Source organism: Xanthomonas sp. LMG 12459, assembly GCF_009192905.1.
Taxonomy (GTDB): domain Bacteria; phylum Pseudomonadota; class Gammaproteobacteria; order Xanthomonadales; family Xanthomonadaceae; genus Xanthomonas_A; species Xanthomonas_A sontii.
This window is the reverse complement of record NZ_NSGT01000034.1, coordinates 13,496-39,107: the sequence shown is the minus strand read 5'-3', so window position 1 is coordinate 39,107 and position 25,612 is coordinate 13,496. Positions and strand designations below refer to the sequence as shown.

The following is a 25,612-nucleotide window of genomic DNA, read 5'->3' as shown; positions in this document are numbered from 1 at the left end:
GTAGAAAAAAAGCGAAGACAGGACCCTCCTTCTCCCACCGGGAGAAGGTGCCCCGAAGGGGCGGATGAGGGTACGAGCGAAGCCTAGTGAAATCCGATTCCTCATGAGGAGCGGATGAGGGTACGGGCGAAGCTCTTGCGACCGAACACCACGAGGCTGCGCCCGTACCCTCACCCCCGACCCCTCTCCCGGTGGGAGAGGGGAGTGTCACTCGGGGTCGAGGCGTACAGGCGCATCACTTGCGCTGATCGATCGGCACGAACGCCTGATCCTCCGGCCCCACGTAGTTCGCGCTGGGGCGGATGATCTTGCCGTCGACGCGCTGCTCGATGATGTGCGCGCTCCAGCCAGCGGTGCGGGCGATCACGAACAGCGGGGTGAACATCGCCGTCGGCACGCCCATCATGTGGTAGCTGACCGCGCTGAACCAGTCCAGGTTGGGGAACATCTTCTTGATGTCCCACATCACCGTCTCCAGGCGCTCGGCGATGTCGTACATCTTGCGGCTGCCCTGCGCCTCGGACAGTTCGCGCGCCACGTCCTTGATGACCTGGTTGCGCGGATCGGACACCGTGTACACCGGGTGGCCGAAGCCGATGATGACTTCCTTGCGCTCGACCCGCGCGCGGATGTCGGCCTCGGCCTCGTCCGGCGTGTCGTAGCGCTTCTGCACCTCGAAGGCGACCTCGTTGGCACCGCCGTGCTTGGGCCCGCGCAGCGCGCCGATGCCGCCGGCGATGGCGCTGTACATGTCGCTGCCGGTGCCGGCGATGACCCGGCAGGCGAAGGTGGACGCGTTGAACTCGTGCTCGGCGTACAGGATCAGACTGGTGTGCATCGCCTGCACCCATTCCTCGTGCGGCTTGAACCCGTGCAGCAGGCGCAGGAAATGCCCGCCGATCGAATCGTCGTCGGTCTCCACCTCGATGCGCCGGCCGTTGTGGCTGTAGTGGTACCAGTACAGCAGCATCGAACCGAGGCTGGCCATCAGCTTGTCGGCGATGTCGCGCGCGCCGGGATGGTTGTGGTCGTCCTTCTCCGGCTGCACGCAGCCCAGCACCGACACGCCGGTGCGCATCACGTCCATCGGATGCGCCGACGGCGGCAACTGCTCCAGCGCGGCCTTGACCGCGGCCGGGATGCCGCGCAGCGAGCGCAGCTTGGCCTTGTAGCCGCGCAGCTCGCTGTTGCTGGGCAGCTTGCCGTGCACCAGCAGGTAGGCGATCTCCTCGAACTGGCTGCTGCGCGCCAGGTCCAGGATGTCGTAGCCGCGGTAGTGCAGGTCGTTGCCGCTGCGGCCCACCGTGCACAGCGCGGTGTTGCCGGCGGCGGTGCCGGACAGGGCCACCGATTTCTTCGGCTTGAAGGCGGGGGCGGTCTGCGGAGCGGTGTCGTTCATGGCGAATCTCCCGGTGTTGCGGTCGGATGGACGCAGTGGATCAGGGGGCGTGCGGCGCCGGTGGCCAGGCCCCGGCGCGCTCGAGCAGTTGCTGCAGCATGGCGATCTGGCGGTTCTGCTGATCCACCAGCGTCGCCCAGTCCTGCTCGCGCAGCTGGTTGAGCTTCTCGTGCACCTGCAGGATTTCCAGCTCGGCCTTGATGTTCACTTCGTAGTCGTTCTGCGCGCGGAGGCGGTCCACCGCCGCCTGGCGGTTCTGGCTCATCATGATCACCGGCGCCTGGATCGCGGCCAGGCACGACAGGCACAGATTGAGCAGGATGTAGGGATACGGATCGAAGGCGTGCGCCAGCACCAGGCTGTTGAGCGCGATCCAGCCCAGCAGCACCACGCAGAAGCCGATGATGAATGTCCAACTGCCGCCGATCTCGGCGACGCGGTCGGCGACGCGCTCGCCCAGCGAGCGGTCGCGGTCGGCCTGCGTGACGATGTCGCGGGCCACGTGGCGCTTGGCGATGAAGCGCTCCACCACCTCGCGCTCGGCTTCGGGCAGCTTCTCCAGTTCGGTCTGCAGCAGCTGCCGCGCGGTCTGGCGGCGATCGATGCGGCTGCGCAGCGACGAAGAGGGACCGGCATTGGGATTCATGGACGGACTCGGGCGGGAAAATCGCCGCCGATCATGCGCCCTTGCCGGCGAACAGCGCATCCAGGCGCTGCTCGAAGGCGTGATAGCCGATGCGCTCGTACAGTTCCTCGCGGGTCTGCATGCGCTCCAGCACTCCCTGCTGATGGCCGTCGCGGCGGATCGCGGTGTATACGTCCTCGGCGGCCTTGTTGGCGGCGCGGAACGCCGACAGCGGGAACAACTGGATCGCCACGCCGGCCGACGCCAGTTCGTCGCGGGTGAACAACGGGGTCTTGCCGAACTCGGTGATGTTGGCCAGCACCGGCACCTTCACCGCTTCGACGAACCGGCGGTAGGTGTCCAGGTCGTAGGCGGCCTCGGCGAAGATGCCGTCGGCGCCGGCCTCCACGCAGGCGATGGCGCGTTCGATCGCCGCGTCCACGCCTTCGGCCTGGATCGCGTCGGTGCGCGCGATCAGGAAAAAGTCCGGATCGGTCTTGGCATCGGCCGCGGCCTTGACCCGGTCCACCATCTCGCCCTGGCTGACGATCTCTTTGCCCGGACGGTGGCCGCAGCGCTTGGCGCCGACCTGGTCCTCGATGTGGCAGGCGGCCGCGCCGGCCTTGATCAACGCCTTGATGGTGCGCTCGATGTTGAACGCGCTCGGCCCGAAGCCGGTATCGATGTCCACCAGCAGCGGCAGAGGGCACACGTCGGTGATGCGGCGCACGTCGATCAGCACATCGTCCAGGGTGTTGATGCCCAGGTCCGGCAGGCCCAGCGAACCAGCCGCGACGCCGCCGCCGGACAGGTAGATGGCCTTGTAGCCGGCGCGCTGCGCCAGCAGCGCATGGTTGGCGTTGATCGCACCGATCACCTGCAACGGCGCTTCGGCGGCCAGGGCGGCGCGGAAACCGGCGCCGGGGGAAACGAGGGACATGGACGGCTCCTGACGAAGAGGCGGCGGCGCCCCGCCGGGCGTTCCGCGATGGGCGCCAATCTGGCACTCTCGCCGGCACGGATCAATCTTGATTCAATGAATCAACCTATCGCCCCTTCATGTCCGACAGCCCCGACCGCAACCTGATCTCCGCCGCGCAGGCCTGCGCCCTGCTCGGCATCAGCAGCGCCACCCTGTACGCCTATGTCAGCCGCGGCCTGCTCAGCTCGCGCGCCGGTCCCGACCACCGCAGCCGCGCCTACCTGCGCGCCGAAGTGGAGCGGCTGGCGCAGCGCAAGCGCGCCGGCCGCGGCGCCGCGCGTGGCGCCGCGCAGAGCCTGGACCGCGGCCTGCCGGTGCTGGAGACGCGGATCTCGCTGATCCGCCCCGACGGCCCCTACTACCGCGGGCGCTCGGCGGTGGCCATGGTCCGCGCCGGCGCCAGCCTGGAGGACGTCGCGCGGCTGCTGTGGGACTGCTCGGAGGGCGAAGACCCGTTCGCCAGCGCCCCGGTCGCGCCGTGGCCGGAGGTAGTGGCGCCGCTGGCCGGGCATGCCGCGCTGCCGCCGCTGGAACGCGCCATGGCGTGCATCCCGCTGCTGGCGCTGGACCTGCGCCAATCGCTCAACGCCGCCCCCGGCGTGCGCCGCGAGATCGCCGCCACCCTGCTGCGGCAGAACGCCGCGCTGCTGGTCGGCACCGTACCGGACGCGCGCCCGCTGCATCGCCTGATCGCCGACCACTGGCGTCCCGGCGACGCCGACTTCGCCGAACTGGTGCGCGCCGCGCTGCTGCTGTGCGCCGACCACGAGCTCAACGTCTCCGCCTTCGCCGCCCGCGTGGTCGCCTCCACCGGCGCGCCGCTGCATGCCACCGTCAGCGCCGGCCTGGCCGCGCTGTCCGGCCCGCGCCACGGCGGCGCCACCGCCCGCGCCCATGCCCTGCTGCGCGACGCCCAGGACGCGCCCAGCGCCGCCGCCCTGATCGCCGAACGCTGGCAGCGCGGCGACGACCTGCCCGGCTTCCACCACGCCCTGTACCCCGACGGCGACCCGCGCGCGGCCGAAGTGCTGCGCCTGCTGCGCGAACGCAGCGGCGGCGGCGCGCGCATGCAGCACGTGGAAACGGTGATCGCCGCCGCCCAGGACTGCAGCGGCCAGCGCCCGAACATCGACTGCCTGCTCGCCGCGCTCTGCTTCGTCCACGACCTGCCGGCGGCGCACGCCCTGGTGCTGTTCGCCGCCGCCCGCCAGGCCGGCTGGCTGGCCCACGCCCTGGAGCAGCAGGCCCTGGGCAAGCTGATCCGACCACGGGCGCGCTACACCGGGGCGATGCCGGAGGATGGCGCTGGGCGCGGCTGACACCGCCGGGAGACGCCAAACCCGTTCAGCGCCCCATCTCGCCAAAGGCACCGCCAAAGGTGTACAAATGTACACCATGACCACCCTGTCCCCGCAGCGCGCCGCCATCCTCGCCTACATCCATGCCTGCATCGAGCAGGACGGGCGGCCGCCAAGCCTGGCCGAGATCGCCGAACGCTTCGGCTTCGCCTCGCGCAATGCCGCGCGCAAGCACGTGCAGGCGCTGGTCGAGGCCGGGCTGCTGGCGCAGGTGCCGCAGCAGGCGCGCAGCCTGCGCCCGGCGCAGGCCGGCAGCCGCAGCGAACTGCTGCAGTTGCCGGTGCTGGGCCGGGTCGCCGCCGGTGCGCCGATCGGCGCCGACATCGGCCTGGACCAGCAGTTGCGCCTGGACCGCGCGGTGTTCGCGCTGCGCCCGGACTACCTGCTGCGGGTGCAGGGCGATTCGATGATCGACGACGGCATCCTCGACGGCGACCTGGTCGGGGTGCGCCGCGCCGCCGACGCGCGCAACGGCCAGATCGTGGTGGCGCGGCTGGACGGCGAACTCACCATCAAGCGCTACCGCGCCGATGGCGATGGCATCGCGCTGCTGCCGCGCAATCCCGCCTATGCGCCGATCGTGGTCGCTCCGGGGCAGGATTTCGCCATCGAAGGGCATTACTGCGGCCTGATCCGGCCCGGCTGATGGCCGCCGTCGTCGCCCTCGACCGCCTGCTGGCCGAACGCCGGGTCTGGCGCGGCCAGCCGACGGCGCTGCCGCCCAGCGCGCAGCCCACCGGGCACGCCGCGCTGGACGCGGTGCTGCCCGCACGCGGCTGGCCGGAGATGGCGCTGACCGAACTGCTGCACGCCGCCGACGGCATCGGCGAAATGCAGCTGCTGTGGCCGACGCTGGCGCGGCTGTCGCAGGGCGGCGGCCGCATCGTGCTGGTCGATCCGCCGTACCTGCCCTACCCCGCCGCCTGGGCGCAGGCCGGGGTGGCGCTGGCGCAGGTGCAGATCGTCCGTGCCGGTGCCGACGCGGCCTGGGCCGCCGAACAGTGCCTGCGCGCCGGCAGTTGCGCGGCGGTGCTGTGCTGGCCGGGGCTGGCCGGCGACAAGACCCTGCGCCGGCTGCAGGTGGCCGCCGAGACCGGGCGCACCCTGGGCTTCGCCTACCGGCCGCTGAAGGCCGCCGCCAATCCGTCGCCGGCCGCGCTGCGCATCGCCATCGATGCCGCGCCGGCGCAACTGCGCGTGCTCAAGTGCCGCGGCGGGCTGCCGCCGGCGCAGCCGATCGCGCTGTCCGCCCTGGCGACCGGGTGAGGCCGCTGCCGTGCGCTGGGCCTGCATCCTGTTGCCGCAATTGGCGCTGGACACCGTCCTGCGCCGCTGGCCGTCGCCGGACGAACCGCTGGCGCTGCTCGACGGTCCGCCGCAGCGGCGCACGCTGAAGGCGGTCAACGCCGCTGCGCGCGCCCGCGGCCTGCGCCCCGGACAATCGCTGGTCACCGCGCAGGCGCTGTGCGATCGCTTCGCCACTGCCTTGCACGATGCCGAGGAAAGCCGCCGCAGCCAACAGTTCCTCGCCGCCTGGGCGTACCGCTTCAGTTCGCTGGTCAGCACCGACTACCCCGGCGCGCTGCTGCTCGAGATCGAAGCCAGCCTCGGCCTGTTCGGGCCATGGCCGCGTTTCGAGGCGCGACTGCGCGAGGAACTGACTGCGCTGGGCTTCCGCCACCGCATCGTGGTCGCGCCGCATCCGCTGGCCGCACGCGCCCTGGTCAATGCCCACGACGGCATCGCCCTGCTCGACAACGCCGCGCTGCAGCGCGCCCTGGGGCAGTTGCCGATCGCCCGCGCCGGGCTGTCGCCGGCCCTGGCCGAGGGCTTCGCGCGGATGGGCCTGCGCCGCCTGCAGCAGCTGTTCGCACTGCCGCGCACCGCGCTGGCGCGGCGCTATCCGCCCGCCCTGCTGCAACACTTGGATGCGTTGCGCGGGCAGGCGCCGCTGCCGCTGCAGTACTACCTGCCGCCGGACCGCTTCGATGCGCGCGTGGAACTGGGCTATGCCACCGAATCCAACCAGGCGCTGCTGTTCCCGCTGCGTCGCCTGACCCAGGACCTGGCCGCGTTCCTGGCCGGGCGCGACGGCGGCGTGCAGCGCTTCCGCCTGCTGCTGGAACACGAGGACCTGGAGCCCAGCGTGGTGCCGGTGGGCCTGCTCGCCGCCGAGCGCGATGCGGCGATGCTGTTCGAACTGGCGCGCGGGCGCCTGCAGCAGGCCAGCGTGCCGGCATCGGTGCAGGCACTACGCCTGTATGCCGACGAACTGCCGCCGTTCGTGCCGGCTGCGCGCGAACTGTTCGACGAGCGCGCGCAACAGGCGCTGCCGTGGGAGCAACTGCGCGAACGCCTGCGCGCGCGCCTGGGCGACGACGCCGTGCACGGCCTGCGCGCGCACGCCGACCATCGCCCGGAACTGGCCTGGCGCGCCGAATCCAGCACGGCGCGCAGCACGGCCACAGCCGCCGCCAACGCGCCGCCACGCCCCGGCTGGCTGCTGCCGCGGCCGGTGCCGCTGCGCGAACGCGCGCCCGAGCGTCTGGCCGGTCCGGAGCGCATCGAGAGCGGCTGGTGGGACGATGGCGACGTGCGCCGCGACTACTACGTGGTGCGCACCCGCCAGGGCCAGCGCGCCTGGGCCTTCGCCCCGGCCGACGCGCCGGACGCACTGATGCTGCACGGCTGGTTCGCATGAGCCACACCCCGCCGCATCCACGCATGCCGCCGCGCCTGCGGCTGCTGCCGACGCCGGCGCGTGCGCAAACCAGCGCGCCCGCCGCCAGCGTGCCGCCCGCGCCAGCCGACCCAACGCTGCGCGACTACGCCGAACTGCATTGCCTGTCCAACTTCAGCTTCCAGCGTGGCGCCTCGCATCCCTGGGAACTGTGCGAACGCGCGCTGCACCACGGCTACCGCGCCCTGGCGATCACCGACGAATGCAGCCTGGCCGGCATCGTGCGCGCGTGGCAGGCGGCCCGGGACATGGGCCTGCACCTCATCGTCGGCAGCGAGATCCAATTCGAGCACGGCCCCAAGCTGGTGCTGCTGGCCGAGACCTTGCATGGCTACCAGCGCCTGTGCCGGCTGATCACCCTGGCCCGGCGCCGCGCCGACAAAGGCAGCTACCGCGCGCTGCGCGAGGATCTGGCCAGCGCGGACGACGGCGCTGGCCTGCTGTGCCTGTGGCTACCGCGCGGCGATGGCGACGACGCCGCGGACGGCGCCTGGCTGCAGGCGCGCTTCCCGCAGCGGCTCTGGCTGGCAGTGGAACTGCTGCGCGGCCCCGACGATGCCGCGCTGCTGCAGGCGCGCCTGCAGTTGGCGCAGCGCCTGCAACTGCCCGCCGTGGCCAGCGGCGACGTGCACATGCATGCGCGCGGCCGCCGCGCGTTGCAGGACACCTTGACCGCGATCCGCCAGCGCCTGCCGCTGCACGAAGCCGGCGCCCACCTGTATCCCAACGGCGAACGCCACCTGCGCCCGCGCGCCACGCTGGCGACGCTGTATCCGCCGGCGCTGCTGGCCGAGACCGTGCGCATCGCCCAGCGCTGCACGTTCGACCTCGGCCAACTGCAGTACGAATACCCGCACGAACTGGTGCCGCCCGGGCACACGCCCACGCAATGGCTGCGCATCCTCACCGAACGCGGCGCGGCCGAGCGCTGGCCGCACGGCGTGCCGGACAAGGCGCGGCGCCTGATCGAACACGAACTCGGCGTGATCGAGCGGCTGAAATACGAGTCCTACTTCCTCACCGTCTACGACCTGGTGCGCTTCGCGCGCTCCAAGGACATCCTGTGCCAGGGCCGCGGCTCGGCGGCGAACTCGGCGGTGTGCTACGCGCTGGGCATCACCGCGATCGATCCGGACCGCATCGGCATGTTGTTCGAGCGCTTCATCTCCGAAGAGCGCAAGGAGCGGCCGGACATCGACATCGATTTCGAGCACGACCGCCGCGAGGAAGTGATCCAGTACATCTTCCGCCACTACGGCCGCGAGCGCGCCGCACTGGCCGCGGTGGCGATCAGTTACCACACGCGCAGCGCGGTGCGCGACGTGGCGCGCGCACTGGGCCTGCCCAGCGACACCGTCGACGCGCTGTCGTCCGCGCTGGGTCAGCGCGATCCGGTGGAGTCGGCGCAGGAGCTGCTGCGCGAACGCGGCTTCGACCCGGACACGCCGGTGATGCGCCGGCTTCTGGTGCTCGCCAGCCAACTGATCGGCTTCCCGCGGCACCTGTCGCAGCATCCCGGCGGCTTCGTCATCTCCGAGCATGCGCTGCACACCCTGGTGCCGGTGGAGAACGCGACCATGGCCGAGCGCACGGTGATCCAGTGGGACAAGGACGACCTGGAACTGGTCGGGCTGATGAAGGTCGATGTGCTCGCGCTGGGCATGCTCAGCGCACTGCGGCGCACCCTGGACCTGCTGCGCGCGCACCGCGGCCGCGACTACACGCTCGCCAGCATTCCTGCCGAAGACCCGCAGACCTACGCGATGATCCAGCGCGCCGACACCATCGGCGTGTTCCAGATCGAATCGCGCGCGCAGATGGCGATGCTGCCACGGCTGCAGCCGAAAGAGTTCTATGACCTGGTCATCCAGGTGGCGATCGTGCGCCCCGGCCCGATCCAGGGCGGCATGGTGCATCCGTACCTGCGTCGGCGCAGCGGCGAGGAGGCCACTGACGATCTGCCAGACGAGTTACGCGAGGTGTTCAAGCGCACGCTCGGCGTGCCGCTGTTCCAGGAACAGGTGATGCAACTCGCGGTGGTCGCCGCCGGCTACACGCCGGGCCAGGCCGATCAGTTGCGCCGTTCGATGGCGGCCTGGAAACGCCACGGCGGGCTGGAACCGCATCGCGACAAGTTGCTGCAGGGCATGCTAGAGAGGAACTACACCGCCGAATTCGCCGCACGCATCTTCGAACAGATCAAGGGCTTCGGCAGCTACGGCTTTCCCGAAAGCCACGCCGCCAGTTTCGCCCTGCTCACCTACGCCAGTTGCTGGCTCAAGTGCCACGAACCGGCGGCGTTCACCTGCGCGCTGATCAACAGTTGGCCGATGGGCTTCTACAGCCCCGACCAGTTGCTGCAGGACGCGCGCCGCCACGGCCTGCAGGTGCGCCCGGTGGACGTGCGCTACAGCGATTGGGATTGCAGCCTGGAAGCGCATAGTCCCGATCCCGAGGTGCAGCCGGCGATCCGCCTGGGCCTGCGCATGGTCCGCGGCCTGGCCGAGGACGCCGCGCTGCGTTTGCAGCAGGCGCGCGCGCAGGCCCCGTTCCACGACCTCGCCGACCTGTGCCACCGCGCCGCGCTCGACGACAAGGCCCGCGCCGTCCTCGCCGACGCCGGCGCATTGAAAGCGCTGGCCGGCCATCGCCATCGCGCCCGCTGGGCCGTGGCCGGCGTCGAAGCGCAACGCCCCCTGTTCGAAGCGCTGTCGGCCACGCCCGAACAGCAGGTCGCGCTGCCGCTGCCCAGCCAGGGCGAGGACATCCGCGCCGACTACGCGACGCTCGGCACCACCCTGGGCAAGCACCCGTTGACCCTGCTGCGCGCGCAGCTCCGCGCGCGCCGCTACCGCCATTCCGGCGAACTGCGCGCGCTGCCGCACGCCAGTGCCGTCGCCATCGCCGGCCTGGTGACCATGCGCCAACGCCCGCAGACCGCAAGCGGCGTCACCTTCGTCACCCTCGAAGACGAGCACGGCCTGGTCAACGTGGTGGTGTGGCGGCGCCTGGCCGAACGCCAGCGCCAGGCCCTGCTCGAATCCCGGCTGCTACTGGTGCGCGGCCGCGTCGAGACCGAGGGCAAGGTCCGCCACCTGATCGCCGCCCATCTGGAAGACCTGACGCCCATGCTGCTTGGCCTGGATATCCGTAGTCGGGATTTTCATTGAGGCGGCGTCGCGCCAGATCGCGCAACGCCTGCGCACGTGCAGCCGTGCTCGCTACCGCAACACCCGCAAGTTCAGGACTGCCTGCCCAGTGCAGCCAGCAACGTCTGCACGCCTTTCCAGCCCCAGTACACGCGGTGGCAGGCGATCAATCCGGCGGCGTCCAGGTTCATCACTTCCACCAGATCGACCTGATCGCCCTGCGGCGTTGCGCGCGGATACTCCCAGACCAATTGCCGCCCCGCGACATGACAGTGGCCACTGCGATACCAGCGCCCCAGGCCGTTCTCTGGCTGGGCGAAGGACGCGGCAAAGAACGCCGCGATGGCGTCGCGGCCATGCAGCCGCCCGTTCTGCCGCGCCGCCGACGCCACATAGGCCAACGGCGATTCCAACTGCGCATCCGGCGCATACAGCGCCATCAACGCCGGCAGATCGCGCGCCACGACATGCCGATGCCAGTGTTCGAACACATCATGCGCAGCGCGTTCGGTGGGGTTCGGCGACGTTTCGTTCGTCTGCATCGGCAGGCTCCGGTGGGAATCCGCGCAGTCTAGGAATCGGCCGCCGGCATCGTTTCGGCGCGCATCGAAACGTCGCGGCGTGGCCAGTCCTATGATCACCACGTCCATCAGGAGCGTGACGATGCATCTGGAACACCCCAAGCTGGCAGCGATCGCGTTCCTGATCGCCGACCCGGCCCGCGCCGCCATGCTGATGGCGTTGGTCGATGGGCGCGCACTGCCGGCCGGCGAACTGGCCTTCGCCGGCGGCGTCACCCCGCAGACCGCCAGCGCGCACCTGGCAAAGCTGCTGGACGGCGGCCTGCTGGCGGTCGAGGTCCAGGGCCGCCATCGCTACTACCGCCTGGCCAACGCGCATGTCGCCACCGTGCTCGAAACCCTGGCCACTCTCGCGCCACCACAGACATCGCGCCGCCGCACCCCGCATCGCGACGCCCAATCGCTGCGCCTGGCACGCTGCTGCTACGACCACCTCGCCGGGCGTCTCGGCGTGGCGATCACCGAGGCACTGGAACAGCGCGCCTGGCTGACCGGCGACGACGACACCATCCGCTACGCCGTCTCTCCCGAAGGCGCGGCATGGTTCGCGCGCATGGGCGTGGATCTGCCACAGCTTGCCCAAGGCCGCCGCGCTCTGGCTCGGCGCTGCCTGGACTGGACCGAACGTCGCCACCACCTCGCCGGCGCCCTGGGCGCCGCCCTGCTCGACCAACTCTCCGCCCGACACTGGCTGCGCCGCGTCGACGGCTCGCGCGCACTAGTGGTCACCGATCTCGGCTGGGCTGGCCTGCTCGCCGAACTGGGCATCCGACGGTGCGAAGACGAGGCCGTGGCGCTGCGCTCCTGACGAAGAACGATCAGCGCGCGTGGCGGACGGCGACGCCCCATTTCCCTGCCCGACGCATGCGCGCCGGCCGCCGGCACAGACGACGCGGTCTCCGCCACTTCATCCAATGCGGACACTGCAGCCAAGGTACATGCGTCTTCAGCCACCAACACGATCCGCTCTTCGCTGGGGATAGCAGGACTACTTGAACATGTCGGTCTGGGACCCATCATCCAGCGCATACCGCCGCTGACAATGCTCGCAGAAGAACGCGCGCCGCTGCGCATTGCCGAGTTGCTTGCGATACGTGAGCAAATGACCATCGCGCGGACACACTGTTTTGGTGTGCACCTGGTAGTGCTTCTTCAGTTCGTAGGCTTTCTTCCAGCGATAGAAATCGAAACTGTACTCGCGCGCCTGCGTCACCAGTTCGCCCAGCTTCCGCGCCGGCAATGCGCCGATTTCGCTCTCTGGATGCACGCGAATCCGGTGCAGCACCTCGTTCTTGATGATGTTGCCGACCCCGGCGAACACATCCTGATCGAGCAAGGCATCGGCAGCGAGCATATGCGGCCGCAGCCGCAACTTGCGCCGCGCCTGCGCCGCATCCCAGTCGGGATTCATCACGTCCGCGGTCCAGTCGTAGGCCGCCTCCAGCGGACCGTCGATGAACTTGATCGAACACGCGTAGAAATTCAGTTCCTCGCCCTTGGCGAAACCCAGGCTCAAACGCGCCGACGCATCCTTGCGCGCATTGATCCGGTAGCTGCCGAACAGCAGGAAGTGGATGCGCACACTGAACGCATCGAACTCGATCAGGAAGTGCTTGCCCCAACTGCGCAGCGACAGGATCTTGCGACTTCGCATCCGCTCCAGGTCCAGCTTGCTGTTGCCGGACACCCGCAACACCTTGCGCCCGGCGAACGCAGCGGCTTCTTCCTTCAGGATGACGATCGAGGGACCTTCGGGCATGCGTGCAGTATCGAGCGATGTTGTGATCGGGTCGTGAGCCGGTCGCATCCAAGTGGTCATCGCTTGGTGACTCCAGCCAGAATCTCCATGCATCCGGTCAAGGGATGCCCGTTGACAGGGGTACACGCGAGCGTACAATTTATTGTACAACTCGGAGCCATCATGGACACCATCACCTACAGCGCCGCACGTGCCGCTCTCGCGGACACCATGGACCGCGTGGTCAACAACCACGAGCCGGTGATCATCACGCGCAGCCGCGAGCAAGCCGTTGTCATGCTGTCGCTGGAGGACTACAAGGCGATGGAGGAAACCGCCTATCTGCTGCGCAGCCCGAAGAACGCGCAGCGCTTGCTGGAATCCATCGCCCAACTCGAATCCGGTCGCGGCAAGGCGCGGGAACTGAGCGAGTGACGCTGCAGTTCTCGGACAACGCCTGGGAGGATTATCTCTACTGGCAACAGGCCGACAAAAAGATGCTCAAGCGCATCAACGACCTGATCAAGGCCATTCAACGCGATCCCTTCCAGGGCATCGGCAAACCCGAACCGCTACGCCATGCCCTGGCCGGCTATTGGTCGCGACGCGTCAACGACGAACACCGGATCGTCTATAAGGTCGAGCATGGCGTCCTGCTAATTGCGCAGGTCCGGTATCACTACGTGTAACTGCCGTACCTGCAGCGCCTAAATTGAATTTTGCAGATTCAGGCTGCATAGAAGCGTCTACAAGCAGCCAGCAACCGCCATCACCAGCTACATGCTCCGGGCTTCGCTCAACGCACGGTGAGAACTTAAAAGCAAAAGGACTATAGTTCGTCGTCTAGCGTCAGCACGAAAGATTCCGACGGCAGTTCTCGCCCTTCGTAGAGGATATCAAGCGCATCATCGATTGCTTTATTGAGGCGCTTGATCTGATATTCGCAGACTTGGCCGAGCGATGAGAAAAAACCACCACTGATGTAGTAAGTGTCAAGTTTTAACGCAATTCCAATGCGAGACATCGGAACAATGTCGTCAGGAGCAGCCCCGGGCGGCACTATCGACAACTTGCGAGCGGTCTGGTCATTGTGCGCAATTACTTCATGCCGAGCCCTGATTACGTCGTTGTGGACGTCACGCATCCACGCATGTTCAAACTTCCCCCACCGGCTCGGGAGCACACCTAAGGCAGAGTCTACGAAGGGCTTTGCGTACGAGACAACAGAGGATGCGTACAGGTGATAGTAGAGTGGGTGCCCGAACCCATCCACATGCTTGACCATGTATTCGCAGGCCTTCCGACTTGCGAAAAAGTCAGAACGAGCTAGGGCGAGCTTGTACAGACTCAACTTCATCTGCCGACGAGTCATCTGTGTCTTGGAGTTCATTCGACCTCCTGTACTTACTTCGCACCTACGAAAAAGCCGGCTTAAGGCCGGCTTTGACGTTAACCCTAAAAATCAGGGCTTCTATTTGGTGGGCGGTGCAGGGTTCGAACCTGCGACCCTTGCCGTGTGAAGGCAATGCTCTACCGCTGAGCTAACCGCCCGTGTCGCGAGCCGCACATTATAGGGCTGTGGCGCGCGGCGTCAATGGGGCCTGTCGAGGTCCGTTGCGCGGCGCCGCCGCTACATGGTCTGGGTGGGCTTGTCGGCGTTGAGGATGCCGGCCAGCTGGGTCTCGATCTTGGTGCGGATGGTCTCGCCTTCGCTGTTGTCCGGCAGCTGCACGCCGATGCCGGCGGCGCGGTTGCCCTGGGCGCCGACCGGGGTCACCCAGACCACCTTGCCGGCCACCGGCAGGCGCTCGCTGGAATCGGGCAGGGTCAGCAGCAGGAACACCTCGTCGCCGAGGAAGTAGCGCTTGGGGGTGGGCACGAAGATGCCGCCGTTCTTCACGAACGGCATGTAGGCGTTGTACAGCGCCGCCTTGTCCTTCACCGCCAGCGACAGGATGCCCTGGCGTCCGCTCATCGCGCTCATCGTTGTGCCCCTTTCCGGACCGGGCGATCGCCATCGCGCCAGGTCAGCAACAGTTCCGCGATCGCCAGGTCGGCGCGCACGGTGGTCCGCAGCAGATCGCGGGTGCGATTGGCGGCGTCGAACCACGCGGCCAGCTTGTGCAATCGCGCCGGGTCGGTCAAGCCGGCCTGCGACGCCTGGGCAAGCGCTAGGTCGGCGGCATGGCCCAGGCGCTGTTCGGCCAGCGCGTCGCTGCTCCAGCGCTGCGCGGCGTCCAGCGTGCCGAGTTTGCCGGCGGCGACCTGTTCCAAGTCCGCGGCCACCTGCCGGCGCAGCTTCAATCCGTCCTCGCGCAGCCACTGCGCGGCCAGGCCGGGATGGCCGCGCGCGGCATCCAGCGCTTCGCGCGCGGTCTTCTCGGGAAAGTCCTGTGCCAGCAACCAGGCGATCGCCTCGTCGGCCGGCGGCAGTTTGAATTCCAGCCGCTGGCAGCGGCTGCGGATGGTCGCCGGCAGACGCGCCGGCTGCGCGCTGATCAGCCACAGATAGCGGCCGGGCTGCGGCTCTTCCAGCGTCTTCAGCAGGGCGTTGCAGGCGGCGCGGTTGATCGCGTCGGCCGGGTCCACCACCACCACCTGGGCCACGCCGTACTGCGGGGTCAGCGCCAGCTTCTGCGAGATCTCGCGCACCTGCTCGATGACGATCTCGGTGCGCAGCTTGTCGCCGGTGCGGTTGGGGATGAACGAGATCAGCTGCAGGTCCGGATGGGTGCCGGCGGCGATCAGCTGCGCGCTGCGCAGCGCCGCGGCCGGTTCGCCCTGGCCGAGTACGTGCGCGGCCAGCTTCAGCGCCACCGCGCGCTTGCCCAGGCCTTCCGGCCCGCAGATCAGCAGGCCGTGGCCGAGGCGGCCCGCATCGAGCGCGGCCACGGTCTGGTCGTAGGCGCGCTGCTGCCAGGGCGCGAACGGCACGTCGCTCATGGCGTCGGCTCCTGTTGCTGCTGCACCCACGCCGCCAGTGCGGCGGCGACCGCCTGCGACACCGCCTGCGGCGGCTGGCTGGCGTCGATGACGCGGAAGCGCTGCGGATCCTGCGCGGCGCGCTGACGGAAGCCGGCACGCACGCGCTGGAAGAAATCGTCCTGCTCGCTCTCGATCCGGTCCGGCCACAGATCGCGGCCGCTGGTGCGGGCACGGCCGATCTGCACGTCCAGGTCCAGCAGCAGGGTCAGGCCCGGCTGCAGGCCGACCGCGCGCCGTTCCAGGTCGGCGATCCAGGCGCGATCCAGGCCGCGGCCTTCGCCCTGGTAGGCGTAGCTGGAATCGGTGAAGCGGTCGCTGACCACGTAAGCGCCGCGCTGCAGCGCCGGGCGGATCACCTCGCGCACGTGCTGCGCGCGCGCGGCGAACACCAGCAGCAGTTCGGTCTCGGCGGCCAGCGGCTCGGCGACCTCTCCGGGGGTCTTGTCCAGCAGCAGCGCGCGGATGCGCTCGGCCAGCGGCGTACCGCCCGGTTCGCGGGTCAGCACCACTTCGTGGCCCTGCGCCTGCAACGCATCGCGGATCGCGTTGATCGCGGTGGTCTTGCCGGCGCCCTCGCCGCCTTCCAGGCTGACGAAGCGATGGTGACGCAGCACGGCCTCGCTCATGGCGACACCGCCGCGTCGCTGCGCGCCTGGCGCAGGCGCTGCAGGTAGCGCGCCACCGCCGCGTTGTGCTCGGCGTAGTTGGCGGAGAACGCATGCGCGCCGCTGCCGTCGCCGATGGCCACGAAGTACAGGCTGTCGCCCGGCGCCGGGTTGGTGGCGGCACGCAGCGCCTCGCGCCCCGGCATGGCGATCGGGGTCGGGGTCAGGCCGGTGCGGGTGTAGGTGTTGTACGGGGTATCGGTCTCCAGGTCGCGCTTGCGGATGTTGCCGTCGTAGGCGCTGCCGATGCCGTAGATCACGGTCGGGTCGGTCTGCAGTTTCATGCCCAGTTGCAGGCGGCGCACGAACACGCCGGCGATCTGCGGGCGCTCGGCGGCCAGGCCGGTTTCCTTCTCCACGATCGAGGCCAGGATCAGCGCCTGCTCCGGCGACTGCAGCGGCAGGTCCTTGGCGCGCGTGTCCCAGGCCTCGGCCAGCGCCTTGTCCATCGCCGCATGCGCGCGGCGCAGCACCTGCAGGTCGGTGTCGCCGCGCTGGTAGAGGTAGGTCTCGGGCAGGAAGCGGCCTTCCGGGTGTTGGCCGGGCTGGCCGAGCTTGGCCATCAGTTCGCTGTCGCTGAGGTCGGTGGTGGTGTGCACCAGCGGCGTGGCCGCGTTCAAGGCGCTGCGCAGTTGGCGCACGTTCCAGCCTTCGACGATGGTGAAACGGTACTGGATCACCTGGCCCTTGCGCATGCGCAGCAGCAGCTCGCGCGGGCTCAGCGCCGGCTGCAACGCGTATTCGCCGAACTTGAGTTTGCCGGCCACGCCCAGCTCGCGCGCCAGCACCTGCCACTGCAGGTCGCTGCCCTGGGTCACGCCGGCGGCGCGCAGCTTGCGCAGCACGCCGTTGAGCGAGGCGCCGCGCGCCACGTCCACGCTGGGCTGGGACGCCTGCAGCGGTTGCTCGGCGAAGGCGCGATAGCCGTGCCACCACCAGGCGCCGGCCGCGGCCACCAGCAGCGCCAGCACCAGCAATGTCCCCAGCAGGGTCAGACACCCGCGTTTAGCCCAAGCCACGACCACCTCGGAGCGAATTCAATGGCGTGCAGGATACCGCGCGGCCGGTGCCGCCCGGTATCGCGTCGCCCCGCTCATGGCTCCAGCGCGCGCAGCAGGCCGCGCGCCTTGGCCCGGGTCTCGTCGAGTTCGCGCTCCGGGTCGGAGTCGAACACGATGCCGGCGCCGGTGCGGAACTGCACCTGCGCGCCGTCCACCTCGGCGGTGCGGATGAGGATGTTCAGGTCCATGTCGCCGTCGCGGTTGAGCCAGCCGAACGCGCCGGTGTAGGCGCCGCGCGGGGTCTGCTCCAGCTCGGCGATGATCTGCATGCAGCGCACCTTGGGGCAGCCGGTGATGGTGCCGCCCGGGAAGGTGGCGCGGATCGTCTCGCCCGGCGTGGTGCCTGCACGCAGCCGGCCGCGCACGTTGCTGACGATGTGGTGCACGTGGGCGTAGCTCTCCACGGTCATCAGCTCGTCGACCTCGACGCTGCCCGGCGCGCAGATCCGCCCCAGGTCGTTGCGCTCCAGGTCGATCAGCATCACGTGCTCGGCGCGCTCCTTGGGATGCCCGACCAGTTCGCGGATGCGCGCGGCCTCGTCGTCGCCCGGCGCGCGTGCGCGGGTGCCGGCGATCGGCCGGGTCTCGACCACGTCGCCGCGCACCGACACCAGCCGTTCCGGCGAGGAACTGACCACGGCGCGGCCGTGGCCGACGAACAGGCCGGCGAACGGTGCGGGATTGGCGCGGCGCAGTTGCGCGTACAGCGCCGCCGGCGCCAGCGGCGCGGCGAAGCGCGCCGACCAGCGCCGCGACAGATTGACCTGGAACACGTCGCCGGCGCGCAGGTAATCGAGGATGCGGCGCACGCCGTCGACGAAGCGCTGCGGCGGGTCTTCCTCGATCGCCAGCGGCGCCTGCCACGCCGGCGCCGGTGCGGCCGCGGGCAGCGCCTGCAGATCGGCGAGCACGGCGTCCAGCAGCGCCGCATGCGCGGGCTCGGCCAGCGCCACGCAGTCGCCAGTCACGTGATCGCGCAGCAGCGCCGCGGGGCAGCGCAGGGCCAGCGCCGCGGGCGTGGTCGCAGCGGACGGCGGCAGTTGCAGCACCGGCTCCACCTGCGCGGCCAGTTCGTAGTCCAGCAGCAGCGCCCAGCCGCCACGAAACGGCCAGCGCGGCTCGTCGCGCTCGCAGCGTTCGGCCTGCCAATGCGTGTCCAGCGCATCGAGGAAATCGCCGGCGACCGCCGTGCCATCCAGCGCGCGGGTGCCCCCATCGCGATCCAGCCGCAGGCCCCGCCCGTCGGCGACCAGCAACAGATCCCAGCGCCCCTGCGCCGTGCCCGACGCCGCCGATTCCAGCAACACCGGATACCGCTGCGGCGCCAGGCGATGCAGCGCCAGCAGATCGACCTCGGCCGGCAAGGGAACGGTACGCAGCATCGAAGATCCGCTGGAAGAATGAAAGAAACGTCAGGGAACGGGAGGCGTCGCCAGACAAGCTCCAAGCGATACCACAGCAACGCGCGCCGACCTCACGCGCGCCGCCCGATAGATGGACGCGCGCGATGGGAGTGAGGCGCCGGCTGTGACGATTCCCGATTCCCTATTCCCGAATCCCGGCCCTCAGACCCGCTTGAACACCAACGTCCCGTTGGTCCCACCGAAGCCGAACCCATTGGACATCGCCACGTCGATCTGCTTCTCGCGCGCCACGTTCGGCACGTAGTCCAGGTCGCAGCCTTCGCCCGGTTCGTGCAGGTTGATGGTCGGCGGGATGATGCCGGCGTGGATCGCCATCACCGAGAAGATCGCTTCGGCACCGCCGGCGGCGCCGAGCAGGTGGCCGGTCATCGACTTGGTGGAACTGACCATAGTCTTGTAGGCGTGATCGCCCAGCGCACGCTTCATCGCCAGGGTCTCGGCCAGGTCGCCCAGCGGCGTGGAGGTGCCATGCGCGTTGAGGTAGTCGATCTGGTCCGGATTGAGCTTGGCGTCCTTCATCGCCGCCACCATGCTGCGCGCGGCGCCTTCGCCGTCCTCGCTCGGGGCAGTCATGTGGAACGCGTCGGAGCTGGCCCCGAAACCGACCAGCTCGGCATAGATGCGCGCGCCGCGCGCCTTGGCGTGTTCGTACTCTTCCAGCACCAGCACGCCGGCGCCGTCGCCGAGCACGAAGCCGTCGCGCTCCTTGTCCCACGGCCGCGAGGCGGCGGCAGGATCGTCGTTGCGGGTGGACATCGCCTTCATCGAGCAGAAGCCGCCCACCGAGGTCGGCGAGGAGCCGCGCTCGGCGCCGCCAGCCAGCATCACGTCGGCGTCGCCGTGTTGGATCATGCGCATCGCGGTGCCGATGGAATGGTTGGAGGTGGCGCAGGCCGAGACCGCGGAGAAGGTCGGCCCCTTCAGCCCTTTGATCAGGCTCACCTGGCCCGGCAGCATGTTGATGATGGTGCTGGGCACGTAGAACGGCGAGATCTTGCGCGCGCCGCCCTCGTGGAATTTGACGGTCTGTTCCTCGATGCCGAGCAGGCCACCGATGCCGGAGCCGAGGATCGCGCCGATGCGCTCGGCATTGGCCTCGGTGATCTCCAGGCCGGAATCGTCCAGCGCCATGAACGAGGCGCCGACGCCGTAATGGATGAACGAATCCATCTTGCGCGCGTCCTTGGACGAGATGAACTTGGTCGGATCGAAATCCTTGATCTCGCCGGCGATCTTGGTGGTGAACTGAGATGCATCGATCTGGGTGATCGGGCCGATGCCGGAGCGTCCGTTGACGATCCCTTCCCAACTGCTGGCCAGGTCATTGCCCAACGGCGACACCAGGCCCATGCCGGTTACGACGACACGACGGCTCATTGCGAAATCTCCTCACCGCGATACGCGCGGCCTTGACGCTGTAAAAACACAGGGCCGCATGCGCGGCCCCATGGGATTGTCACGCGCATCGGGCCCACGCAGGCGCCGATGGCGATCGCGAACGCAGCCTCAGCTCTTGACGTGCGCCTTGACGTAGTCGATGGCCTGCTGCACCGAGGTGATCTTCTCGGCTTCTTCGTCCGGGATCTCGCACTCGAATTCTTCTTCCAGGGCCATCACCAGCTCGACGGTGTCCAGCGAGTCGGCACCCAGGTCATCGACGAACGATGCGTTGTTGGTGACTTCTTCTTCCTTGACGCCGAGCTGTTCGACGACGATTTTCTTGACGCGTTCTTCGATGGTGCTCATTGGGATATCGCTCCAGATGGAGTAGTGGTGGTTCGAGTTTTAGGATCCCCGCACACGGATGTGCGGTGCTCCTGTGAGGGACTCACAAAACGCCATCGGGCTGCGATGGCCGCGTTGGGTAGTGTAGTGGAAACCGACTGGCCCTTGCAGCACTGCACAAATGCCGGCCGATCAGCCACTTAGGCGCGTCCGCTGCGCCGCAGGCTCACGGCATGTACATCCCGCCGTTCACGTGCAGGGTTTCGCCGGTGATGTAGCCGGCGCCGGGCCCGGCCAGGAACGCCACCGCGTTGGCGATGTCGGACGGCTGGCCGAGCTGGCCGAGCGCGATCTGCTCCAGCAGCGCGGTGCGCTGCGCTTCCGGCAGCGCCTTGGTCATGTCGGTGTCGATGAAGCCCGGCGCGACCACGTTGACGGTGATGCCGCGCGAGCCGATTTCCTTGGCCATCGACTTGGAGAAGGCGATGATGCCGGCCTTGGCCGCGGCGTAGTTGGCCTGGCCCGGATTGCCGGTCACGCCGACCACCGAAGCGATGTTGACGATGCGACCCTTGCGCGCCTTCATCATGCCGCGCAGCACCGCCTTGGAAGTGCGGAACACGCTGGTCAGGTTGGTGTCGATGATCGCCTGCCAGTCGTCGTCCTTCATCCGCATCAGCAAGTTGTCGCGGGTGATGCCGGCGTTGTTGACCAGGATCGAGACCGGGCCGAATTCCTTGGCGATCGCCTCGATCAGCGCATCGACCGCGGCGCCGTCGGTGACGTCCAGCGCACGGCCGTGGCCGCCGTGGGCGGCCAGGCGCGCGCCGATCGCTTGCGCGCCGGCGTCGGAGGTGGCGGTGCCGATGACGGTGGCGCCCTGCGCGGCCAGTTCGTCGGCGATGGCGGCACCGATGCCGCGGCTGGCGCCGGTGACCAGCGCGATCTCGCCCTGCAATGGCTTGCTCATCTGCGTTTCCTTGGAGACGGACGGCGCATGGCGCCGATGGAAAGGAGGGAAACCAGCGCGGGCGAACTGCGCACCGCGCGGCGACCGGCGATCAGGAGGCCCAGGCCTCGCGCGCGCCGGCGAACTCGGCGGGCGTGCCCAGGGCGCGGCCGTCGAGCGACTTGTCGATGCGCTTGACCAACCCGGTCAGCACCTTGCCCGGGCCGCACTCGGCCAGTCGGGTGGCGCCGCCGGCGGCCAGCGCCTGCACGCAGCCGGTCCAGCGCACCGGCAGATACAACTGCTCGACCAGCGCCTGGCGGATCGCCTCGACGCCCTCGTGCACCTGCGCATCGGCGTTCTGCACCACCGGCAGCTGCGGCGCCTGCCAGGCCAGTCCGCGCATCGCCTCGGCCAGGCGGTTGGCCGCCTCGCGCATCAGCGGGGTGTGCGACGGCACGCTGACCGCCAGCTTCACCGCCTTGCGCACGCCGCGCTCGGCCAGCAGCGCCAGCGCGCGGTCGACCGCCGCGGCATCGCCGCCGATCACCACCTGCCCCGGCGAGTTGTAGTTGGCCGGCACCACCACCTGGCTGCCGGCGGCCTGCGCGCAGACCTCTTCGACCAGCGCGTCCTCGGCGCCGAGCACGGCGGCCATCGCGCCCACACCGGCCGGCGCAGCGTCCTGCATCAGTTGCCCGCGCAGCCGCACCAGGTGCGCGCCGTCGTGCAGCGACAGGGCGCCGGCGGCGACCAGCGCGCTGTATTCGCCCAGGCTGTGCCCGGCCAGTTGCGCCGGACGCGCCCCGCCTTCGGCCAGCCACAGCCGCCACAGCGCCACGCTGGCGGCCAGCAGCGCCGGCTGGGTGTACTCGGTGCGGTTGAGCATCTCTTCCGGGCCGCCCTGGCTCAGCGCCCACAGGTCCACGCCGGCGCCCTCGGAGGCTTCGGCGAAGCTGTCGCGCAGCTGCGGATGCAATTCGGCCAGTTCGGCCAGCATGCCCAGCGATTGCGAACCCTGGCCGGGGAAGACGAAGGCGAGTGTGGAATCGGTCACGCGGTCGGCCCTGCGAAAATCGAGCGGCGATGATACGGGCGAAACCGGCCGGGCGTCTGTACCCGGGCGTATGTGAAATGACGGCCGGCCCATCGCGTGCCGCCGGTCGTGCTCCGCTTGGCGGCGCCCGGTATCAGGCCGACAGCACACGTGAAGCGCGGGACGCACGCCAGCGCAAGGCGTTGCGATCGTGCGCGCAGGCCAGGGTGCTGGCAGCGCGTCACCGCGGAGCGGCGGAACGAGGGGCATGTCCGATGGGCGCGGCTGGACGCCCAGGCGACAACGCAAAAAGCGCGCCGCCACAGGCACCCACGCTGGGCGAATCGCGCTTTTCGCGCGCGGCGTGATGTCGCGAAAGGAAAGCGGGCGCGGACGCATCGCGGCACAGGCCGCGCGCGACCACGCACCGCGATGCACGCGCCGGACGCGCTGGCGTCATGAGAATTGAGTTCGGCGAGCGCATTGCCGCGCGTCGTGGCGACGACGCACGGCGCCCGGCATCGGATCGCGATCGCGCGCCGCGACGCCGCCAACGGCGCCGGGCGCGGAAACAGGCTCAGTAGCGCAGCAGCGCCGAGCCCCAGGTGAAGCCGCCGCCGAAGGCTTCCAGCAGCAGCAACTGGCCGCGCTGCACGCGGCCCGAACGCACCGCCACGTCCAGCGCCATCGGCACCGAGGCGGAGGAGGTGTTGCCGTGGATGTCCACCGTCACCACCACCTGCTCCATCGGCAGCTCCAGGCGCTTGGCGGTGGCTTCGATGATGCGCAGGTTGGCCTGGTGCGGGATCAGCCAGTCCAGGTCGTGCTTGTCCAGGCCGTTGGCCTCGAGGGTCTCGTCGACCACGGCGTCGAGCGCCTTGACCGCGTACTTGAACACCTCGCTGCCCTTCATCTGGATGCCGCCGGCGGCCGGATCGCCGGTGCCGTCGCCCAGGCCGGTGGCGATGCCGACCGGATTCCACAGCAGTTCCTTCTTGCTGCCGTCGGCATGCAGATGGGTGCTGAGGATGCCGGTGTCTTCGTCGGCGCGCAGGACCACCGCGCCGGCGCCGTCACCGAACAGCACGCAGGTGGTGCGCTCGGTCCAGTCGACGATGCGGCTGAGGGTTTCGGTGCCGATGACCAGCACGGTCTTCGCGTCGCCGCTGCGGATGAACTTGTCGGCCACGCTGAGCGCGTAGACGAAGCCGGAACAGGCGGCGTTGACGTCCAGCGCCGGGCAGCCGACCACGCCGAGGCGGGCCTGGATCAGGCAGGCGGTGGACGGAAAAATCAGATCCGGCGTGGTGGTGCCGACCACGATCATGTCGAGTTCGGCGGCATCGATGCCGGCGGCTTCGATGGCCTTCAGCGCGGCCTCGTAGCCCAGGTCGCCGGCGGTCTGGCCGGGGGCGGCGATGTGCCGCTCGCGGATGCCGGTACGGCTGCGGATCCATTCGTCGCTGGTGTCGACCATGTGCGACAGATCGTCGTTGGTCAACACTTTTTCAGGCAAATAGCTGCCGGTGCCCGCGATCCTGGAATAGATCCGCTTGCTCATGCTGGTTCCTGTTGCCTGTTACGCAGGCCGCCCCGGTGCGGCGCGGCCTGTGAAGATGGGTGACTCCATCCACCGCAGCGCGGTGGACGGGCACGGATCAATCTTCTTCGACCTGCGCGGTCTTGGTGGCGATCACCTTCTTGCCACGGTAGTAACCGTCGGCGGTGACGTGGTGGCGCAGGTGGATCTCGCCGCTGGTCGGATCGGTCGACAGCTGCTTGGCGCTGAGGGCGTCGTGCGAACGGCGCTGGCCGCGGCGGGACGGGGTGACACGGGATTTCTGCACAGCCATGGGATTGCTCCAAACTCGGTTCGTTTACATCTGTCGTCATTACGTCGCGCAGGACGCGCGCGTCCGGCAACAACCTCAGGCAGCGGCAGGCGGACCGACCGCTACTGTTTCTTCAGCGCCGCCAACGCCGCGAACGGGTTGACCTTGCTCGTTTCTTCCTCGGTCGCCGGCCAGTCGCGATCGACCGCCTCGCTTCCGGGCGCCACCGGCACCAACGGTACCGCCAGCACCAGCTCGTCCTCGACCAGATCGGCCGGCCGCAGCATGCCGTCTTCCGGCACCAGCAAGGCCTCGTGATCCGGCGGCAGCGCGGCTTCTTCTTCCTCGCTGCGGATCAGCCCCAGCCGCTGCACGCTCGACACCGGCAGCAGAAAGCGCTGCAGGCTCCGCTGACAGATCAGCGGCAGCTCGGTTTCGATCTTCAGTTCGACATAGGACACTTGCAGTACAGCGTCGCGGCCGAATTCCAGCGTGTAGCGGCATTCGCCTTCGGTGTCGGCCAGGCTGCCTTGCAGACGGGTCATCGCCGAGAGCGGCAGGCGGTCTTCGAAGACCCTGCGCGCTGCGACCATCCGCCAGGCATCCAACAGTTCGGGCACGTTCGCGGACATAAGCCGCAGAATGTTAAGGACTGCCGGGGCCGCTGTCAAACCGCCCCCTGGGCCGCTGCCAGCCCAGCACCGAACCGCCTTGCCGGTCCGCGCCAGCCGCCGCAGACTGCCGGCCCCGGCCTGCCGCCGCCCGCCCTTCCGCCGATGCCCGCGCTGATCCTGGCTTCCACTTCCGCCTACCGCCGCGAACTGCTGCAACGGCTGCGTCTTCCCTTCGACTGCGCGCGCCCGCAGGTCGACGAGACCCCGCTGCCCGGCGAAGCGCCGCTGGCGCTGGCGCAGCGGCTGGCGGCGGCCAAGGCGGCGGCGGTCGCGGCCACTGCCGGGGAGGCCTGGGTGATCGGCTCGGACCAGGTCGCCGAACTGGACGGCCAACCGCTGGGCAAGCCCGGCGAGGTGGCCGCGGCGCACGCGCAACTGGCGGCCATGTCCGGGCGCAGCGTGCGCTTCCACACGGCGGTGTGCCTGCAGCGCGGCACACGCACCCTGCACGCCTGCGATCTCACCGAAGTACAGTTCCGCGACCTGCAGGCCGACGCCATCGCCCGCTACGTCGCTGCCGAACAGCCGCTGGACTGCGCCGGCAGCTTCAAGTGCGAAGGCCTGGGGATCAGCCTGTTCCGCGCGATCCAGACCCAGGACCCCACCGCGCTGATCGGCCTGCCGTTGATCGCGCTGTCCGAGTTGCTGCGCGAGGCCGGCTACACCCTGCCCTAGCCGGCCGACAGGTG

The 25,612-nt window shown here is 69.3% G+C and carries 27 protein-coding genes and 1 tRNA gene; 9 read left to right on the top strand and 19 right to left on the bottom strand.

Annotation, left to right across the window (positions count from 1 at the left end):
• Window positions 1–235: 235 nt before the first annotated feature.
• From prpC to prpB, 3 genes are read right to left on the bottom strand one after another with little or no spacing between them, the layout of a single operon-like run.
• Entirely contained in the window at window positions 236–1,399 is a 1,164-nt protein-coding gene (prpC, locus tag CEK65_RS09315) for a 2-methylcitrate synthase (protein WP_152181527.1), read from the bottom strand.
• Between the two features lie 40 nt (window positions 1,400–1,439).
• Window positions 1,440–2,045 carry a DUF1003 domain-containing protein gene (locus CEK65_RS09310; RefSeq protein ID WP_152181526.1) on the bottom strand — a complete coding sequence of 202 codons (606 nt, stop codon included), beginning with the start codon at window positions 2,043–2,045 and terminating at the stop codon, window positions 1,440–1,442.
• Window positions 2,046–2,076: 31 nt separating this feature from the next.
• The gene (gene prpB, locus CEK65_RS09305) at window positions 2,077–2,964 is read right to left on the bottom strand and encodes a methylisocitrate lyase (RefSeq protein ID WP_152181525.1); all 888 of its coding nucleotides are present in this window, start codon (window positions 2,962–2,964) and stop codon (window positions 2,077–2,079) included.
• A 119-nt stretch (window positions 2,965–3,083) separates the two neighbouring features.
• Here prpB and CEK65_RS09300 point away from each other — a divergent pair, with 119 nt between their 5' ends.
• The 5 genes from CEK65_RS09300 to CEK65_RS09280 all read left to right on the top strand — a co-directional run bounded on the left by CEK65_RS09300 (window position 3,084) and on the right by CEK65_RS09280 (window position 10,274).
• Window positions 3,084–4,325, top strand: a complete 1,242-nt coding sequence (locus CEK65_RS09300) for a citrate synthase family protein (RefSeq protein WP_152181524.1) — start codon at window positions 3,084–3,086, stop codon at window positions 4,323–4,325.
• A 76-nt stretch (window positions 4,326–4,401) separates the two neighbouring features.
• Window positions 4,402–5,010 carry a transcriptional repressor LexA gene (gene lexA / locus CEK65_RS09295; protein ID WP_017911146.1) on the top strand — a complete coding sequence of 203 codons (609 nt, stop codon included), beginning with the start codon at window positions 4,402–4,404 and terminating at the stop codon, window positions 5,008–5,010.
• Window positions 5,010–5,630: a translesion DNA synthesis-associated protein ImuA gene (gene imuA / locus CEK65_RS09290; RefSeq protein ID WP_152181523.1), complete on the top strand. Its 621-nt coding sequence runs from the start codon at window positions 5,010–5,012 to the stop codon at window positions 5,628–5,630. Before lexA ends, imuA begins: the two co-directional genes overlap by 1 nt.
• A 10-nt stretch (window positions 5,631–5,640) precedes the next feature.
• Window positions 5,641–7,065 (top strand): DNA polymerase Y family protein, encoded by a 1,425-nt coding sequence (locus tag CEK65_RS09285; RefSeq protein WP_152181522.1) that lies wholly within the window; start codon window positions 5,641–5,643, stop codon window positions 7,063–7,065.
• A complete protein-coding gene (locus tag CEK65_RS09280) occupies window positions 7,062–10,274 on the top strand; it encodes an error-prone DNA polymerase (RefSeq protein WP_152181521.1) in 3,213 nt (1,070 codons plus the stop codon). Before CEK65_RS09285 ends, CEK65_RS09280 begins: the two co-directional genes overlap by 4 nt.
• A 71-nt stretch (window positions 10,275–10,345) precedes the next feature.
• Here the strand turns inward: CEK65_RS09280 and CEK65_RS09275 are convergent, their stop codons facing one another.
• Complete coding sequence (locus tag CEK65_RS09275) at window positions 10,346–10,903, bottom strand: nuclear transport factor 2 family protein (protein ID WP_226980534.1); 558 nt, start codon at window positions 10,901–10,903, stop codon at window positions 10,346–10,348.
• Between CEK65_RS09275 and CEK65_RS09270 the strand changes: the two genes are divergently transcribed.
• On the top strand, window positions 10,887–11,642 hold the full coding sequence (locus CEK65_RS09270) for a helix-turn-helix transcriptional regulator (protein WP_226980533.1): 756 nt from the start codon (window positions 10,887–10,889) through the stop codon (window positions 11,640–11,642). The genes CEK65_RS09275 and CEK65_RS09270 overlap by 17 nt on opposite strands.
• Window positions 11,643–11,822: 180 nt before the next feature.
• Here CEK65_RS09270 and CEK65_RS09265 read toward each other — a convergent pair whose 3' ends face one another.
• Complete coding sequence (locus tag CEK65_RS09265; RefSeq protein ID WP_152181544.1) at window positions 11,823–12,593, bottom strand: DNA-formamidopyrimidine glycosylase family protein; 771 nt, start codon at window positions 12,591–12,593, stop codon at window positions 11,823–11,825.
• 162 nt (window positions 12,594–12,755) lie between these two features.
• On the opposite strand from CEK65_RS09265, the gene CEK65_RS09260 reads away from it, so the two are divergent.
• Complete coding sequence (locus tag CEK65_RS09260) at window positions 12,756–13,007, top strand: type II toxin-antitoxin system prevent-host-death family antitoxin (RefSeq protein WP_017907919.1); 252 nt, start codon at window positions 12,756–12,758, stop codon at window positions 13,005–13,007.
• On the top strand, window positions 13,004–13,261 hold the full coding sequence (locus CEK65_RS09255) for a Txe/YoeB family addiction module toxin (RefSeq protein ID WP_152181520.1): 258 nt from the start codon (window positions 13,004–13,006) through the stop codon (window positions 13,259–13,261). The genes CEK65_RS09260 and CEK65_RS09255 overlap by 4 nt, the downstream gene beginning before the upstream one ends.
• 140 nt (window positions 13,262–13,401) lie before the next feature.
• Here the strand turns inward: CEK65_RS09255 and CEK65_RS09250 are convergent, their stop codons facing one another.
• The 14 genes from CEK65_RS09250 to CEK65_RS09185 form a co-directional block, all read right to left on the bottom strand.
• On the bottom strand, window positions 13,402–13,962 hold the full coding sequence (locus CEK65_RS09250; RefSeq protein WP_152181519.1) for a hypothetical protein: 561 nt from the start codon (window positions 13,960–13,962) through the stop codon (window positions 13,402–13,404).
• Window positions 13,963–14,048: 86 nt separating this feature from the next.
• Window positions 14,049–14,123: transfer RNA gene (locus CEK65_RS09245), tRNA-Val, on the bottom strand.
• 79 nt (window positions 14,124–14,202) lie between these two features.
• Window positions 14,203–14,556, bottom strand: coding sequence for a PilZ domain-containing protein (locus CEK65_RS09240; protein WP_152181518.1), 354 nt, complete (start codon window positions 14,554–14,556; stop codon window positions 14,203–14,205).
• Complete coding sequence (locus tag CEK65_RS09235) at window positions 14,553–15,515, bottom strand: DNA polymerase III subunit delta' (RefSeq protein ID WP_017907917.1); 963 nt, start codon at window positions 15,513–15,515, stop codon at window positions 14,553–14,555. Before CEK65_RS09235 ends, CEK65_RS09240 begins: the two co-directional genes overlap by 4 nt.
• A complete protein-coding gene (gene tmk, locus CEK65_RS09230) occupies window positions 15,512–16,183 on the bottom strand; it encodes a dTMP kinase (RefSeq protein ID WP_152181517.1) in 672 nt (223 codons plus the stop codon). Before tmk ends, CEK65_RS09235 begins: the two co-directional genes overlap by 4 nt.
• The gene (mltG, locus tag CEK65_RS09225) at window positions 16,180–17,241 is read right to left on the bottom strand and encodes an endolytic transglycosylase MltG (RefSeq protein WP_152181516.1); all 1,062 of its coding nucleotides are present in this window, start codon (window positions 17,239–17,241) and stop codon (window positions 16,180–16,182) included. Before mltG ends, tmk begins: the two co-directional genes overlap by 4 nt.
• A 74-nt stretch (window positions 17,242–17,315) precedes the next feature.
• Window positions 17,316–18,665 carry an aminodeoxychorismate synthase component I gene (locus tag CEK65_RS09220; protein ID WP_152181515.1) on the bottom strand — a complete coding sequence of 450 codons (1,350 nt, stop codon included), beginning with the start codon at window positions 18,663–18,665 and terminating at the stop codon, window positions 17,316–17,318.
• Between the two features lie 183 nt (window positions 18,666–18,848).
• The gene (gene fabF / locus CEK65_RS09215) at window positions 18,849–20,084 is read right to left on the bottom strand and encodes a beta-ketoacyl-ACP synthase II (protein ID WP_010342474.1); all 1,236 of its coding nucleotides are present in this window, start codon (window positions 20,082–20,084) and stop codon (window positions 18,849–18,851) included.
• 129 nt (window positions 20,085–20,213) lie between these two features.
• Window positions 20,214–20,453 carry an acyl carrier protein gene (gene acpP, locus CEK65_RS09210; protein WP_010342475.1) on the bottom strand — a complete coding sequence of 80 codons (240 nt, stop codon included), beginning with the start codon at window positions 20,451–20,453 and terminating at the stop codon, window positions 20,214–20,216.
• Window positions 20,454–20,658: 205 nt separating this feature from the next.
• Window positions 20,659–21,402 carry a 3-oxoacyl-ACP reductase FabG gene (fabG, locus tag CEK65_RS09205; protein WP_010342476.1) on the bottom strand — a complete coding sequence of 248 codons (744 nt, stop codon included), beginning with the start codon at window positions 21,400–21,402 and terminating at the stop codon, window positions 20,659–20,661.
• A gap of 91 nt (window positions 21,403–21,493) precedes the next feature.
• Window positions 21,494–22,438 (bottom strand): ACP S-malonyltransferase, encoded by a 945-nt coding sequence (gene fabD, locus CEK65_RS09200; RefSeq protein WP_043092930.1) that lies wholly within the window; start codon window positions 22,436–22,438, stop codon window positions 21,494–21,496.
• Window positions 22,439–22,994: 556 nt separating this feature from the next.
• Complete coding sequence (locus CEK65_RS09195) at window positions 22,995–23,978, bottom strand: beta-ketoacyl-ACP synthase III (RefSeq protein WP_010342478.1); 984 nt, start codon at window positions 23,976–23,978, stop codon at window positions 22,995–22,997.
• Window positions 23,979–24,075: 97 nt separating this feature from the next.
• Window positions 24,076–24,270, bottom strand: coding sequence for a 50S ribosomal protein L32 (gene rpmF, locus CEK65_RS09190; protein ID WP_010342479.1), 195 nt, complete (start codon window positions 24,268–24,270; stop codon window positions 24,076–24,078).
• Between the two features lie 101 nt (window positions 24,271–24,371).
• Window positions 24,372–24,881, bottom strand: a complete 510-nt coding sequence (locus tag CEK65_RS09185; protein ID WP_010342480.1) for a YceD family protein — start codon at window positions 24,879–24,881, stop codon at window positions 24,372–24,374.
• A gap of 144 nt (window positions 24,882–25,025) precedes the next feature.
• On the opposite strand from CEK65_RS09185, the gene CEK65_RS09180 reads away from it, so the two are divergent.
• A complete protein-coding gene (locus CEK65_RS09180; protein ID WP_152181514.1) occupies window positions 25,026–25,598 on the top strand; it encodes a Maf family nucleotide pyrophosphatase in 573 nt (190 codons plus the stop codon).
• The last annotated feature ends 14 nt before the right edge of the window (window positions 25,599–25,612 follow it).